Origin of the sequence: Pseudomonas jinjuensis (assembly GCF_900103845.1) — a bacterium.
GTDB classification, from domain to species: Bacteria; Pseudomonadota; Gammaproteobacteria; order Pseudomonadales; family Pseudomonadaceae; genus Pseudomonas; species Pseudomonas jinjuensis.
Window position 1 is genome coordinate 214,127 of sequence record NZ_FNIJ01000003.1, and the last position, 15,358, is coordinate 229,484.

The 15,358-nt window shown below is 64.1% G+C and carries 13 protein-coding genes; 9 read left to right on the forward strand and 4 right to left on the reverse strand.

Going from position 1 to position 15,358, the window contains the following annotated elements; all coding sequences use genetic code 11:
• Position 1: 1 nt before the first annotated feature.
• A complete protein-coding gene (locus BLR75_RS05410; protein WP_084311549.1) occupies positions 2–1,759 on the reverse strand; it encodes an ATP-binding protein in 1,758 nt (585 codons plus the stop codon).
• 167 nt (positions 1,760–1,926) lie between these two features.
• On the opposite strand from BLR75_RS05410, the gene BLR75_RS05415 reads away from it, so the two are divergent.
• The gene (locus BLR75_RS05415) at positions 1,927–2,577 is read left to right on the forward strand and encodes a UPF0149 family protein (RefSeq protein ID WP_169720241.1); all 651 of its coding nucleotides are present in this window, start codon (positions 1,927–1,929) and stop codon (positions 2,575–2,577) included.
• Here BLR75_RS05415 and BLR75_RS05420 read toward each other — a convergent pair.
• The 3 genes from BLR75_RS05420 to BLR75_RS05430 all read right to left on the reverse strand — a co-directional run bounded on the left by BLR75_RS05420 (position 2,574) and on the right by BLR75_RS05430 (position 5,926).
• Positions 2,574–3,770 carry a lytic murein transglycosylase gene (locus BLR75_RS05420; RefSeq protein WP_084311547.1) on the reverse strand — a complete coding sequence of 399 codons (1,197 nt, stop codon included), beginning with the start codon at positions 3,768–3,770 and terminating at the stop codon, positions 2,574–2,576. The genes BLR75_RS05415 and BLR75_RS05420 overlap by 4 nt on opposite strands.
• Positions 3,771–3,957: 187 nt before the next feature.
• Positions 3,958–4,860, reverse strand: a complete 903-nt coding sequence (locus tag BLR75_RS05425; protein WP_084311546.1) for a transporter — start codon at positions 4,858–4,860, stop codon at positions 3,958–3,960.
• 547 nt (positions 4,861–5,407) lie between these two features.
• Positions 5,408–5,926, reverse strand: a complete 519-nt coding sequence (locus BLR75_RS05430) for an Hcp family type VI secretion system effector (RefSeq protein WP_015475543.1) — start codon at positions 5,924–5,926, stop codon at positions 5,408–5,410.
• 649 nt (positions 5,927–6,575) lie between these two features.
• Here BLR75_RS05430 and tssA point away from each other — a divergent pair.
• The 8 genes from tssA (at position 6,576) to tssG (ending at position 15,346) form a co-directional block, all read left to right on the forward strand.
• Entirely contained in the window at positions 6,576–8,132 is a 1,557-nt protein-coding gene (gene tssA, locus BLR75_RS05435) for a type VI secretion system protein TssA (protein ID WP_084311545.1), read from the forward strand.
• Between the two features lie 34 nt (positions 8,133–8,166).
• On the forward strand, positions 8,167–8,667 hold the full coding sequence (gene tssB / locus BLR75_RS05440; RefSeq protein ID WP_084311544.1) for a type VI secretion system contractile sheath small subunit: 501 nt from the start codon (positions 8,167–8,169) through the stop codon (positions 8,665–8,667).
• Positions 8,668–8,693: 26 nt separating this feature from the next.
• Complete coding sequence (gene tssC / locus BLR75_RS05445) at positions 8,694–10,169, forward strand: type VI secretion system contractile sheath large subunit (RefSeq protein ID WP_084311543.1); 1,476 nt, start codon at positions 8,694–8,696, stop codon at positions 10,167–10,169.
• Between the two features lie 14 nt (positions 10,170–10,183).
• Positions 10,184–10,591, forward strand: a complete 408-nt coding sequence (gene tssE / locus BLR75_RS05450; RefSeq protein WP_084311542.1) for a type VI secretion system baseplate subunit TssE — start codon at positions 10,184–10,186, stop codon at positions 10,589–10,591.
• A gap of 11 nt (positions 10,592–10,602) precedes the next feature.
• On the forward strand, positions 10,603–12,051 hold the full coding sequence (locus BLR75_RS05455; protein WP_084311541.1) for a PAAR domain-containing protein: 1,449 nt from the start codon (positions 10,603–10,605) through the stop codon (positions 12,049–12,051).
• Positions 12,044–12,430 carry a hypothetical protein gene (locus BLR75_RS05460; RefSeq protein ID WP_084311540.1) on the forward strand — a complete coding sequence of 129 codons (387 nt, stop codon included), beginning with the start codon at positions 12,044–12,046 and terminating at the stop codon, positions 12,428–12,430. The genes BLR75_RS05455 and BLR75_RS05460 overlap by 8 nt, the downstream gene beginning before the upstream one ends.
• Positions 12,431–12,587: 157 nt before the next feature.
• Positions 12,588–14,375, forward strand: a complete 1,788-nt coding sequence (gene tssF, locus BLR75_RS05465; protein WP_084311539.1) for a type VI secretion system baseplate subunit TssF — start codon at positions 12,588–12,590, stop codon at positions 14,373–14,375.
• A complete protein-coding gene (tssG, locus tag BLR75_RS05470; protein ID WP_084311538.1) occupies positions 14,339–15,346 on the forward strand; it encodes a type VI secretion system baseplate subunit TssG in 1,008 nt (335 codons plus the stop codon). Before tssF ends, tssG begins: the two co-directional genes overlap by 37 nt.
• Positions 15,347–15,358: the final 12 nt, after the last annotated feature.

Sequence of the window (15,358 nt, forward strand, 5' to 3'; positions counted from 1 at the left end):
TTCACTCCTCACCCAGGTCGGCCGGCAGGCGCAGGCTGAAGCAGGCGCCGCCATCGCGGTTGCCGGCTTCCAGGCTGCCGCCCAGTTCCATGACGATGCCATAGGATACCGCCAGCCCGAGGCCCAGCCCCTCGCCCACCGGCTTGGTGGTGAAGAAGGGGTCGAACACGCTGGCGAGGTGTTCCGCGGCGATGCCGCCGCCGCTGTCGAGCACTTCCAGCAGCCATTGCCCACCGTGCGGACAGATGTTCACCCGCAGCTGCCGCACGGGCTTGTCGGCCATGGCGTCGAGGGCGTTGCGCAGCAGGTTGACCAGCACCTGCTCCAGGCGGATGGCGTCGCCAAGCACCCAGGCCGGGCGCGCCATGTCCAGCTGCAGTTCCACCGCTTCGCTGCGCAGGCGCGCTTCCAGCAGTTGCAGGGCGCGATCGACCACCAGCGCCAGGTCGAGGCGTTCGCGCAGGCCGCCGGGGCTCTTGCGGGCGAAGGTCTTCAGGTGGCCGGTGAGCGCGGCCATGCGTTCCAGCTGTTCGTCGAGGCGCTGCAACACCACGGCGGCCTGCTCCTCGCGGCCCTGTTCGAGCAGCAGGCGCAGGCTGGCCAGCTGCATGCGCTGGGCGGTCAGCGGCTGGTTGATCTCGTGGGCCAGGGCGGCGGACATCTGCCCCAGCGCCGCCAGCTTGGCCGCCTGCACCAGCCCTTCCTGGGCGGTGCGAAGGGCGGCGGTGCGTTCCTCGACCAGCCGCTCCAGCTCCTCGCGGCTGCGCTGGCGCAGGCGTGCGAGGCGCCAGCGCTGGTGCAGGAACAGGCCGAGGAAGACCAGCGCCAGCCAGCCTCCCGCCGCACCGATGGCGGCGCCACGGCCGGCCTGCAGCGCCTCCTGCGGCTGGCGCAGCAGATGCAGGGTCCAGCCCTCGGAGGACAGCGGCAGCGTCTGCCAGAGGTAGTCGCGGTTGCCTTCCGGCCCGTTGACCCGCTCCAGCCGGCTATGCACGCCGAGCGCCTCCACACTGCGATGCTCCAGCGGCGCCAGCGGCTGCTTGTCGTACTGGCGGGTGGAGGTCAGTTCGGCGCGCTCCTCGGGCGTCAGCACGCGCAACTCGCGGTAACGCCAGCCCGGCCGGTTGGCAAGAAAGGCGATGTCCTTGGCGTCGCTGACCAGCAGCACGTCCGGCCCGGCGCTCCACTCGCGCTCCAGGTCGTTCAGTTCGAGGCGGACCACGATGGCGCCGAGGAAGCTGCCGTCCTCGTCCAGCACCGCGCTGGAAAGGAAGTAGCCGGGCGTGCCGGTGACCACCCCGACCGCATAGAAGCGCCCGGTGCCGTGGCTGCGGGTTTCCAGGAAGTACGGACGGAAGCCGAAGTTGTGGCCGACGTAGCTGGTCGGCGTCCGCCAGTTGCTCGCCGCCACCGCCAGCCCATCGCGGTCGAGCAGCTCCAGGGTCGACGAGCCGGCGGCGGCGTTGATCCGCTCCAGCTTGCGGTTGAGGTGCAGTTGCAGCTCGCCGCCCACCGCGCCGCGCAACGACCGGCGCAGTTCCGGATCGAGGGCGAGTACCGCCGGCAGGGAACGGTAGCGGTCGATCAGCGTGCGCAGGGTACCGGCGTAGAGGTTCAGCTGCTCCTCGGCCTGCGCGCTGGATGCAGCCAGAGCGCGCTGCTCGGCCTGGCGCAGCGCCACGCCGGCGCACAGCAGCATGCCGGCGAGGATGGCCAGCACGGAGAGGGTCAGGCGCAGCGGGCGGGACAGGGCAATCATCGAGCGGCTCGGAAGGAAGCGGTTGTACAAGGCTGGCAGGCGATATCGAAGGCTGCCATTGCAATCGACCGAGCCGCCATGCGGGGCATAACGGTAACATGTGAGAAAAGGCGGCATGGCTTGTGTCTGGACATGCTGGAACGGAAGAGGGCCCAGGTATGAAAAATATGGATTCACTGAACGTACAGGAGCTGGACCTTCTCGCGAAGCTGCTGGACAAGCACCACAGCTCCGAATCGTTGGAGAATCTTTCCGAGCTCGAAGGCTTTGCCATCGCCATCATTTCAGGCCCCAAGCACGAGTCGACCGGTTGGTATTCGACGATCTGGGGTGGTGTGGAATACGAGCCGGAATGGAAGTCGGAGGCGGAACTACAGCGCTTCCTCGATCTGCTGCTTAGCCATATGACCGATCTCGACTGGCTGCTGACGGAGCATCCAGAGATCGTCTCCGGCGTATTCGATATCAACTCCGATTACGAACGATATCTGGGGAACGTCGAGGGATGGTGCTTCGGCTTCATGCGCGGCGTGCAGTTGCACGACTGGTCCGCCTGGCCGCAGGAACTGCAGCATCATCTGGAACCCATTGCCCTGCATGGATTGGAGGAGAACTACGAGCGGGTGGATGAGATGACGCAGGAGGAGTACCAGGCATCGGTGGCGCAGATCATGCCCGCCGTCCTGGCGCTGCACGCCTATTGGCGGGAGCGACGTCCGGCGATACCACAGCCCACCGTGTTGCCTCCCAAGATCGGCCGCAACGATCCTTGCCCCTGCGGCAGTGGCAAGAAGTACAAGCACTGCTGCATGCACTAGCGGCCCCGCAGCGCCCTGAGAATCTTCTGCCCGGCGCGCCCATCAGCCGGCTGCTGGCCGAGGCGCTGCTGCTCGGCCTGGATGGCCCGGCGGGTCTTGTCGCCGATCATGCCGTCGGGCTCGCCGATGGCGTGACCACGCTCCAGCAACAGTCTCTGCAGTTCCTTGCGTTCGGCGCGGCCGAGGCCGGGGTCGTCGGTCGGCCACGGCGTGCGCAGGCCGCTGCCGCCACGCAGGCGGTCGGACAGCAGGGCGATGGCAAGCGCATAGCTCTCGGCGGCGTTGTAGGAATAGATGGCGTTGTAGTTGCGCAGCACGAGGAACGCAGGTCCTTCCTTGCCGGCAGGCAGGAGGATCGCCGCCGGGGTCGAGGGCGCCGGCAGCGGGCCGCCGTCGATGCGCTTCACCCCCTGCGCCTGCCAGGCCGAGACCGGCTTGCGCTTGCCGCGTCCGGCCAGACTGGAGGGGAACTGCGCCGGCAGCTTCACCTCATAGCCCCAGCCCGCGCCTGATACCCAGCCGGCCTTGCGCAGGTAATTGGCGGTGGAGGCCAGGGCGTCCGCCATGCTGCCGACCAGGTCGCGGTGGCCGTCGCCGTCGAAATCCACGGCGATGCGCGCATAGGTGCTCGGCATGAACTGCGTCTGGCCGAAGGCGCCGGCCCAGGAGCCGGTGACCTCGGGGGAACGCAGATCACCCTGCTGCAGCAGCTTGAGGGTGGCGAAGAATTCGCCGCGGAAGAATGCCTGGCGCCGCCCATGGCAGGACAGGGTGGACAGCGAGGTGAGCAGCGGACGCTTGCCGGTGATGCGGCCGAAATCGCTCTCCACGCCCCAGACGGCGACCACCGTGTACTTGTCCACATGGTAGCGCTGGGCGATGCGTTCCAGCAGGTCGTGGTGCTGCGCCAGCATGGCCTTGCCATCGGCCACCCGCTGCTCGTCCACCAGCCCGGCGAGGTAGTCCCAGATCGGCGTGATGAACTCCGGCTGCGCGTCGAGCAGGTCCAGCACGCTGAGGTCGGCCTGCAGGTTCTGCGTGTAGCGCTGGTAGGCGATGGAGTCCACACCCTTGGCGCGAGCCTGCGGCTGCAGCCGCGCCAGGCAGTCGCTGAAGGTGTCCGCGGAGGCCGCCTGGGCGAGGAGAAGGGTGGAGCCGAAAAACAGAGCCGGGAAGGATCGAATGAGCAGCATGGGCCAGTCCTCGACGCCGGAGGCGGGCCATCGCGGGAAGGTGGCCTGCCTGCGCTGACGGAATCTCGCTAATCCTGCTGAGCGTAGCCGGCCTTGCCGGGCGGATACCTTGACCAGGCACACTGGCCGCGCAACGTGCGCTCGCAGGAGCGCCGAACCTGCGGCGGCGGCTGGCCCCCGTCACCGCTTACCAGATGTACTGCAGGCGCAAGGTCCAGGTATTCACATCAGGCGAACCCGTCTGTCTGGAGATGGTGTCAGAGTAAGCCAGCAAGCCGCCGAACTGCGGGCTGAGCATGAAACCCAGACTCGCGCCGAGTACGCTGTTCTCCTGCTCATCGTCCTGGTCGACACCATCTACCCTGGTCTCGCCGCCCTTGTTCCAGGTGGCGTCCAACGATGCCCATAGCGCCTGGTTGAAGGTGTAGCTGTAGTGGCCTTCCAGCGCATAGAGCGGGCGCTGCTCCAGCCTGCTGTCGCCCATGTAGTCGTGGTTGTCGCCGAATAGCGAGACGTAGGTATTCAGTTCCAGCCAGGTCGGCCCGATGGGGTGGCCAAAGGCGAGTTCCGGCTTGATTACCCAGCGATTGGCGCCGATGTTCACCACGCGGTCCTCGTCGTAATCGCCGGTGGGCGCGGTTATCCACAACCCTCCGGTGAGGAAGGTTTCCGGCCTCCACTGCGTGAACTCCTCGCGGCTCAAGGCCGGACCGCCGAACAGGTTGTGCGCGAGGACGAGCGTAGTGTCGCCCATGCCGCTGTTGCGCCTGGTGCCGGTCAGGTGTCGCGCATTGTCGAGAGAGGCTTCGACGTCCGCGTAGGGCTGGAGTATCTGGATGCCCGAGGTGCGTCCGGCGACATCCAGGGTGCGCGCGTAACGGACGATGTAAAGATCGGCATCGAGCGACAAGCCATCGACCGGCAGCGTTGTGTCGATGGGAGTGTTGCTCTCGATCCTGTCGTAGTAGCCGAAAACCATGTTCAGGTCCTTCGGCAGGTTCTGCCAGTCGCGGGCGTTGTCGGCCAGCGCATGTCCCGCGAGCCCAAGAACGGGCATCAGCAGGGCGGCGGAGCGGAAAGTCGGAGTCATGAGCCATGCCCGCCCTGGATCGGAGCGGATGGATGTCGCCAGGCTTGCAACGCCGATCGCGGAATGACCTGGCCGGAGCGTTTCGCAGGATCATGAAGCAGCCCCTGCCCGGACGAACTTTTGCCTCTGCCGGGAGGTTGGGAAACCTGAAAGTTCAGGCCAGGTGCGGGGTTGAACGGATTGCTGCCCTTGATGGCGATTTCCGCGTAGCCAGCAAGAGCGGAAGCCCCGGAGAGCAACGGCAGGGGGAATCTCGACAATGCTTCTTCAGCATCTACCGAGCCCCTGATCTTGATTGCATCCTGTGTACTTGCCCTTGCAAGGTGCTGACATGTCGGCATTTCCCATCTCCAAAACCGGTCCAAACCTGGATCAAACCGCCGAAGTAAATGCGCAGGTCCAGATAGAACTGGTCAGGAGCTCGTTTCTTTTGTTCCCGTGACCTACGTCTCAACTCCAGCGCAACGCTGCGTGCGGGAAACTCGAGCCGGTAAAGGTGCATCGGCCAGAAGACCCGGCCGACGCACCTGGGGTCGATCACTGCCGATCAGGCGGATATCGGAGTACGCCAGTCGTCGGAGCCGGAAGTACCGGAGACTTCATGGGTCCAGACGATCTTGCGATAGGTGAAGTAGACGTCTTCCAGGTGAGTGAAGTGCGCCATGTTCGGGTCCTGGCAGTTCGGCATGCGCGACTGCACGTCGACGATCACCGCATCTTCCAGTTCGATGGTGAAGTAGTGCTCCTGGGTACCGGTGGAAGAGGTGCGATACCACTCCAGACGGCACTTGTTCAGACGCTCGCCGGAGGTCAGGGCGTTGAAGATCAGCGGCGAGGACTTGTCGAAGACCTTGGTGATCATCAGCGGCTTGTGCACGCGCTGGCCGGTCGGCTGGCCGGACTGCGGGTCGCGCGGGATGATGACCTGGTGGTTGAACGCCTGGACCAGGACCTGGTCCTCGTGACCTTCCTGGAAGATGTTGCCGACCGAATCCTCGGTGAAGGTACCGGCGGTGATCAGGCCTTGCTTGGTGCCTTCGAGGGACAGATACGCGGGTGTTGGCATGAGAGCTCTCCTTGCCGTGATGAGGTGAAGGGCCACGGGGCATATGACACCGTGGGCCCACCCCTCTAACAAGTTACATGCCAGATAGTTTGGAAGCGCCGGAACACTAGTACTCCGGAGTTCCGCTAGATAACCCGCAGCGCCATTCCCAGCGACAGAACACATAAATTCCAGCAACAACTTGCCAGCAAATGCGCAACTTCTTGCCACGCATGCGGAGGATCACATTCCGCCTGAATAAAAACGCTTTTGCGCTCTCAGAAAATGGCAGAAAGTTGCACACCAAAATTTCCGACCCGATCAGCAGCAGGCGCAACTCCATTCGCGACAAGGCTCGCCAAAACCCCTAATCCTGGGCCTCTCCTGACACGAAAGCCTGAGACGGCCGTTACGCAGATATTTCAATGAATGCCAAAAACACCTTATTCGCAATAGAACCTTGACCGCAAAATCATTAGAAAGAAACGCGCCTGGACTACAGATCAAATATAAATTTCCTACACACCAACCTGTGCAAAAAACTGCACCATGCGCCCTGTTCCAAGCGTTTGACTGACGATACGAAAGTTCGCAACCAGCTCTTTTCCCCCACCGTTATCAAGACACTTCTCATATTCAGAGTTTTGCCGCATCAGGGACGATCGCAGGGATGAGTCATTCCAGAAAACTTGCATCGCACTATCTCGAACTGGCTGCCAACCCCATCTCTTCCGGGGATTACCCAGGCGAGGATGTGCGCTACTCGCCCGAATACGAGAGCCTGGAAACGGAGCTGGCCAAGGCGTCGTCCCTGCATGGCAATGGCCTGGTGGACTGGCAGAAAGTCCTCGAAGTCAGCGAGGCCATTCTTCGAACCCAGTCCAAGGATCTGCGCGTGGCTGCGTGGATGGCCTGGGCGCTGCAACAGCAGGAATCCTTCGCCGGCCTGCAGGCCGGCATGGCGATGCTCCTGCAGTTCTGCCGGGAACGCTGGGACGATCTGCATCCGCGCAAGGACCGGACACGCGCCGCCGCCATCGGCTGGCTGGTTCCGCGCCTCGAGCCATTGTTCGCCGAGAACCTGGCGCTCAAGGATCAACTCCCGCTATTCCGACAGCTCGCGGAGAGCCTGAGGGGTCTGGATGACTGCCTGAATGCGCACCTGGGGGCCGCCGCCCCGCTGTTGCTACCGCTCTGCCGGCGTCTGGAGGAGATGATCCAGCGCGCCTCCCAGGGCCAGCCCGAACCCGGCTCCGTGGGCGCGGTGATGGCCCAGGTCAAGCAGGCAGCGACCAACCTCCTTGCGCCGGTCAGCATCATCGAAAGCGAAAAGGACGCCCACAAGGCGCTCCGCGCCCAGCAGGACAGCGCCCGCCCCCTGTGCAACTGGTGGCTGCGCCAGAAGGCCACCGACCTTCGCGCCCTGCGCCTGAACCGCACCCTCCTGTGGCTGCCCATCGACAGCCTGCCCGAGCGCAACGCCGAACAGACCACCGCCCTGCGCAACCTTCCCGCCGACAAGCTGCGCGCCTACACCGAACGCTTAGAACAGGGACAGTTCGCCGACCTGCTGGTCGACCTGGAGGCGAGCCTTGCACGCGCGCCGTTCTGGTTCGATGGCCAGCGCCTGGCCTGGGAATGCCTGCAAGCCCTGAATGCGGACGCGGCGATGCGCGAGGTGGAAATCCAGTTCGCGCAGTTCCTCCAGCGCCTGCCCGGAGTCATCGATCTGAAGTTCTTCGACGGCACTCCCTTCGCCGATCCAACCACCCGCGGCTGGATCAGCTCCCACGTGCTGCCGCACCTCCAGGCGCCCTCGGCCCCCAGGGAAATCACGACGACCAGTGAATCGTACGCCTGGGAACCGGTCCTGGAGGAAGCCACGTCAGTGCTGCGCCAGGAGGGACTGAAGAGCGCCGTGCAACTGCTCAAGCAGGGGCTGCAGAGCGCCCAGGGTGGCCGCGAGCGCTTCTTCTGGCAGCTGGGCATGGCGCGCCTGTGCCTGCAGGCGAAGAAGTACGAACTGGCCCGGACCCAGCTGGAAGCCCTCGACGAACAGTTGCAGGAGTCCGCGCTGCACCTCTGGGAACCCGACCTCGCTCTTCAGGTACTGCATCTGCTGCACATGTGCTGCGAACTGCTGCCGCAGAACCACAGCGTGCGCGAACGCAAGGACGAGGTCTATCGCAGGCTGTGCCACCTCGATCTCGAAGTGGTGCTCGACTAGGCCTTAGGGCCGCAAATGCAAAGGAGAAATGGCCATGGCCAAAGAAGGCTCGGTAGCCCCCAAGGAACGCATCAACATCACCTTCAAGCCCGCTACCGGCAATGCTCAGGAAGAGATCGAGCTGCCCCTGAAGCTGCTGGTTCTGGGGGATTTCACCCAGCGCGCGGATGACCGCAAGGTCGAGGATCGCAAGCCGATCGGCATCGACAAGAACAACTTCGACGAAGTGCTGGCCAAGCAGGAACTGAGCCTGACCCTCAACGTCCCGAACCGCCTGCAGGACGCCGCCGAAGGCGAAAAGCTGGGCGTTTCCCTGAAGGTCAACTCGATGAAGGACTTCAACCCGGCGAGCCTGGTGGATCAGGTACCGGAGCTGAAGAAGCTGATGGAACTGCGTGACGCCCTGGTCGCCCTCAAGGGCCCGCTGGGCAACGCACCGGCCTTCCGCAAGGCCATCGAAAGCGTGCTTGCCGATGACGATTCGCGCGAGCGCGTACTGGGTGAGCTGGGCCTTGCCGCCAAGCAGGACGCCTGAGCCGGAAACCGAAAGGAAACCAACACATGAGCACGAGCACAGTACAGGAAACCACGGGGGCCGGCGTCGAGTACGGCATTCTCGACCGCATCATCGCCGAGACCAGCCTGGCTCCGGATGACGAAGCCTATGGCATCGCCAAACGTGGCGTCTCCGCCTTCATCGAGGAGCTGCTGAAGCCGCAGAATCAGGGCGAGCAGGTCAAGAAGGCACTGGTCGACCGCATGATCGCGGAGATCGACGCCAAGCTCAGCCGGCAGATGGACGAAATTCTCCACCATGCCGAGTTCCAGGCCCTGGAATCGTCCTGGCGCGGCCTGAAGTTGCTGATCGACCGCACCAACTTCCGCGAGAACATCAAGGTCGAGCTTCTCAACGTCTCCAAGCAGGACCTGCTGGACGACTTCGAGGACTCCCCGGAAGTGATCCAGTCCGGCCTCTACAAGCACATCTACACCTCCGAGTACGGCCAGTTCGGTGGCCAGCCGGTGGGGGCGATCATCGCCAACTACTACCTTTCACCCAGCGCGCCGGACGTGAAGACCATGCAGTACGTGGCCAGCGTCTCCAGCATGTCCCACGCGCCATTCATCTCCGCCGCCGGCCCGAAATTCTTCGGCCTGGAAAGCTTCACCGGCCTGCCGGACCTCAAGGACCTGAAGGACCACTTCGAAGGCCCGCAATTCGCCAAATGGCAGAGCTTCCGCGAGCAGGAAGACTCCCGCTACGTCGGCCTGACCGTACCGCGCTTCCTCCTGCGCAACCCGTACGACCCGGAAGACAACCCGGTGAAGACCTTCGTCTACAAGGAGAACGTCGCCAACGACCACGAGCACTACCTGTGGGGCAACACCGCGTTCACCTTCGCCAGCAAGCTGACCGATTCCTTCGCCAGGTTCCGCTGGTGCCCGAACATCATCGGCCCGCAGAGCGGCGGCGCGGTGGAAGACCTGCCGCTGCACCACTTCGAGAGCATGGGCGAGATCGAGACCAAGATCCCCACCGAGGTACTGGTCTCCGACCGCCGCGAGTACGAACTGGCCGAGGAAGGCTTCATCTCCCTGACCATGCGCAAGGGCAGCGACAACGCCGCGTTCTTCTCCGCCAACTCGGTGCAGAAGCCGAAGTTCTTCGGCATCAGCGAGGAAGGCAAGACCGCGGAGCTGAATTACAAGCTCGGCACCCAGTTGCCCTACCTGTTCATCGTCAACCGCCTGGCCCACTACCTGAAGGTCCTGCAGCGCGAGCAGATCGGCGCGTGGAAAGAGCGCACCGACCTCGAACTGGAACTCAACAAGTGGATTCGCCAGTACGTGGCCGACCAGGAGAACCCCAGCGCCGAAGTCCGCAGCCGCCGTCCGCTGCGCGCCGCGCAGGTGATCGTCAGCGACGTCGAGGGCGAACCGGGCTGGTACCGCGTCAGCCTGAGCGTACGCCCGCACTTCAAGTACATGGGGGCGGACTTCACGCTGTCGCTGGTCGGCAAGCTCGACAAGGAATGAGCAGGAACTGAGCGATGAAAGGATACGGCAGCCTTTTCGAGCGCCTGGGTGGTGAAGCCGCCGACCGCTCCGGCTGGAGCCCGGAGGTGGCCGTCATGGCCTCGGTGGCTGCCCATCTGGCCAAGATGCTCAGTACCCGGGCGGGCAGCGTGCAGACGCTGCCCGACTACGGGTTGCCCGACCTGAACGACATGCGCCTGAGTCTGCACGACTCGCTGAACCAGGCGCGCACGGCCATCGAGCGATTCATCGAGGCCTACGAACCACGCCTGTCGGGGGTGCGCGTCATATCCCTGCCGCGCGACCACGACCCGCTGAACCTGGCCTTCGCCATCGAAGGCACGCTGGAGGTCGAAGGCCTCCGCCGCCAGGTCAGCTTCTCCGCCAGCCTGGACGGCAGCGGACAGGTCAAGGTCCAGTAAGGAGCACACCCATGTCCGGAAAACCCGCCGCCCGCGTCACCGACCCGACCGCCTGCCCGGTGCCGGGTCATGGCATCAACCCGATAGCCGCCGGCTCGCCCGATGTGCTGTTCGACGGCCTGCCCGCCGCACGCCAGGGCGACCCATCCGCCTGTGGTGGCGCCATGGCCGGCAATGTGATTCCCAATGTGCTGATCAACGGTATGCCGGCAGCCACGGTCGGAACCGTCGGCAGCCATGGGAATGTGGTGGTGAGTGGGTCGGGGACAGTGGTGATCGGGACGTCGCATTCTCCAGCGGCATTCAGCGGCATCGCTCCGCTCACCATCGCCGCGGCCGCCGCGGTAGTCGATGCGATAGTGCCCAGCGCGGCTGCCTCGTCACGCAAGGAAGAAGCTCTGGATTATTCGATCAAGCTCAAACGCGGCGGCAATCATGTGCTCACGCCGCTGGCAATCCTCGACTTCGACGAGCTCGAATCCGGTACCACGAAGAACCAGGAAGCGATCGACTTTGTCATCGTCAATCGCGCGCAGGTCGCCAACTCCCTGACGCTCGAAGTTCTCGATGGCGCCCGAGTGCTTTACACCGAACCCTCCACCGCCGCCCTGCTTCCCGAAGGCGAGCATCCCTGGCGATGGGATGGCTACGACACCGCTGGCGTGCTCGATACGCGAGTGCTCAAGAGTCCGGCCCTGAAGGTGCGCCTGACCGCCAACAAAGGCGACGAAGAACAGGTTTTCGAACTGACGCTGAGCAACAACGCCGCGGAGGCCGACTGGGTCGACTCGCGCATCGACCGCAACACCTCGAAGGTGGAAGTTACCGTCCGCCCGAGCTTCTCCGACGGCGGTATCAAGGGGAAAAACCCGAGTCTGACGGCGAAGACCTTCGAGCAGCGCAAAGCCATGGCCAAAGAGGGCATAGAGCGTTACTGGTCGCGCGAGGGCCGCCGCGGCAATGGCATCGACCAGCCGGTAAACACTTCGCGTGGCACCTTCAAGGTAACTGTCGTCGCCGATGCGAACGCCAAGCCCAGCGCCAAGGATTTCCCGCTGATCGAACTGCTCGATGTTGACTTTGGACGCTCTACCAGTTTCGCGATGTTCAAGAAGATATACCGCAACTCAGGTTATAGGACCGCCCTGGGATGGCCCTCCAGCGCTATCGACGAAGACTTCGCCCATACCGCAGCTCACGAGTTTGGCCACTTGGTGCTGAACGAGTACGGGGACAGGGGTTTGATTCCCAACTACTCCTGGAGCCACAAGAGTACCTCTACGGTGCTGACGCAGTCTCCAGTAGGGAACCATCCGCTTCCAGCCGGCGGAGAAATCGACTTGATGCATTACCACTCGGACGATCCCCGGACCATGGCCGATTACTGGGCTAGGTCCATCGCTTCGGAACAGGACGTCAAAGGCCTTATCTGGCTGAGCAGGGTGCAATTCGATGACTAAGTTCCTCTCTCTTGTATTGCTTTCCGTCATGACAGGATGCACCGCGCAGCCCCAGACCGGATTCGTGGCGAACTGGCATAACACCTGTGGCCACCCCATCGAAATAACGGCGCGTGATTTCTCCAACTCCGGAGAAAGCTCAACGTTGAGCACGGTGGTCGCACCCGGCGAAAGCATTCAGGTGCTGTCCATCGTTTCGTTCGGCACGAACCTGCACAACAGCATCCCGCGCAGCTACTCCCTGGACCTCAAAGCGAACGGAAGGACCCTCCATATTGGCAAGGTCGACCTCCTTGGAGCATTGCAAAAATCCAAAGAAACGCCCCTTGGCAATGCCATTCGACTCTGGACGCTGAGCGACGCCATGGCCTGTCCATGATGGGCAGTGCGACCCGAGCCACGCACGTTACCCGGCTCGCAGGATTCGCTGAATCAATGAGCCTGGCCGGCTGACGAAGTCTCCAGAACGGGCGGGAAGCCAGGTGCGCAAACCACCCGCATGGGCATTTCCGCGCACCAGCAAGGATGAACAACAGATGTCATTCAACCACTACTACCAGAGCGAGCTCACCGCCCTGCGCCAACTGGGACGCCGCTTCTCCGAGCGCAGCCCGGCGCTGGCGCCGTTCCTTGCCCAGGCCGGCCGCGACCCGGATGTCGAGCGCCTGCTCGAAGGCTTTGCCTTTCTCACCGGGCGCCTGCGGCAGAAGCTCGACGACGAGCTGCCGGAGCTGACCCACTCGCTGATGCACCTGCTGTGGCCGAACTACATGCGGCCACTGCCGGCCTTCAGCATCCTGCAGTTCGATCCGCTGCCCAACGCCGCGCCGGCACTGCTGGTTGAGCGCAACACGCCGGTGGAAAGCAAGCCGATCGACGAGGTGAGCTGCCGTTTCCGCACCTGCTTCCCCACCGAAGTCACCGCACTGCAGACCGCCGGTGTGAACTACTCGGTCAAGGGCGAAGGGGCGATCCTCAGCCTGCGCCTGGAGATGAGCTGCCCGGGCCACCTCGGCGAGCTGAATCTCAAGCGCATGCGCCTGCACCTGGCCGGCGAGCGCTATATCAGCCAGATGCTCTACCTGTGCCTGCTGAACAACCTCGACAACATCGAGCTGGTGCCGCTCAACGAGCGCCAGCAGCCGCTGCTCGACATCTACGAGCGCCCGCTGACCGTCCGCCTTCCGGGTGATCGCGTGCAGCCGGTGGGCTTCGCCGAAGACGAGGCGATGATTCCCTACCCGCTCAACACCTTCCGCGGCTATCGCTTCCTGCAGGAATATTTCGCCTTCCAGGACAAGTTCCTGTTCGTCGACCTGCTCGGCCTGGATCGGCTGAACGAGCTGTCCGAAGCGCAGCTCAAGGGAGCCCGCGCCCTGGAGATCCGCTTCGACATCCACCGCAGCGGCATCCAGCGCCTGCGTCCGACCCTGGACAACCTCAAACTGCACTGCACCCCGATCGTCAACCTGTTCAGGCACGACGCGCTGCCGATCCGTCTGGACGGCAAGCAGGACGAATACCTGCTGCTGCCGGCCAGGTTCGATGCCCAGCACTGCGGCGTGTTCGCCGTGGAGAACGTCACCGGCTGGAGCCCAGGTGGCGTCGGCCACCAGGACTACGTGCTGTTCGAATCCTTCGAGCACGACGCCAGCTTCGACGTACCCACCGCACGCCCGCACTACAGCGTTCGCCAGCGCAGCTCGCTGCTGCACGAAGGCCTGGACACCTACCTGAGTTTCGGCCCCGGTGACCACGAGTCCCACGAGACGCTGTCCATCGAGCTCACCTGCACCAACCAGAACCTGCCGCGGCGCCTGAAGCTGGGCGATATCTGCCTGCCCAGCGACGAGACGCCGGACTCGCTGCGCTTCCGCAACATCACGCCGGTCACGCCCAGCTACGCGCCGCCGCTGAATCGCGACTTCCTCTGGAAGCTGATCAGCAACATGTCGCTGAACTACCTGTCGCTGGCCAACGTCGAGGCGCTCAAGGTGATCCTCGAGACCTACGACCTGCCGCGCTACTACGACCAGCACGCAGAGAAGGCCAGCAAGCGCCTGCTCGGCGGCCTCAAGTCGATCAATCACCAGCACGTCGACCGCCTGCACCGCGGGCTGCCGGTACGCGGCCTGCGCACCGAGCTGACGGCCGACCCCGAGGGCTACATCTGTGATGGCGACCTGTTCGTCTTCGCCTCGGTCCTCAACGAGTTCTTCGCGCTCTACGCCAGCCTCAACTCGTACCACGAGCTCAGGGTCAAAAGCACACAGGGAGAGGTGTACCAATGGACGCCGCGCATGGGGCAGCAGCCCCTGCTCTGAGCCGGCTACGCCGGGACATCCGCGAGTACTCGCTGTTCCAGGCGGTGCAGCTGGTCATCGAGCGACTGAGCGAGTCTGGCGCCACGGAGGACGAAGAGGCGCTCTACGACCGTCTCGAATTCCAGGCCAACCCGAGCCTCGGTTTCCCCGGCAGCGACATCCAGAGCGTGCAGTTCTTCGAGGAGAACGGCGTACTGCGCGCACGCCTGCGCATCAACCTGATCGGCCTGTTCGGCGCCGGCTCGCCGCTGCCGGCCTTCTATGGCGAGCAGGCCCTGGGCGACAGCGAAGACGGCAATCCGACGCGGGACTTCCTCGATCTCTTCCACCACCGGCTGCAGCGCCTGCTCCTGCCGATCTGGCAGAAGTATCGCTACCACGCGCGTTTCAGGAGTGGCGCCGCCGATGCCCTGTCACACCGGCTGTTCGCCCTGATCGGCTTGGGTGGCGCCGAGCTGCGCCAGGCCGAGGAGCTGAACTGGAAGCGCCTGCTGCCCTACCTGGGCCTGCTCAGCCTGCGCGCCCACTCGGCGGCGCTGATCGAAGCGGTACTGCGCTACTACTTCAAGCATGCCGACCTGTTCATCGAGCAGTGCCTGGAACGCCGGGTGGAAATCCACGATGAACAGTGCAACCGGCTGGGCCTGGCCAACAGCCTCCTGGGCGAGGACCTGGTGCTGGGCGAACAGGTGCGCGACAGCAGCGGCAAGTTCCGCGTGCACATCCGCGAGCTGGACTGGGAGCGTTTCCACGAATTCTTGCCCATCGGCACCGGCTATCAGCCGCTCTGTGCCCTGGTGCGCTTCACCCTGCGCGATCCGCTGGACTACGACCTGCGCCTGGAACTGCGCCACGACGCCATCCGCGAGCTGCGCATCGGCGCCGAGAACCTCTGCCGACTGGGCTGGACGAGTTGGCTGGGACGCGAGCACGCCGACGGCATCGTCACCCTCGGCAGCCGCATTCATTAAGGAACGATGAAC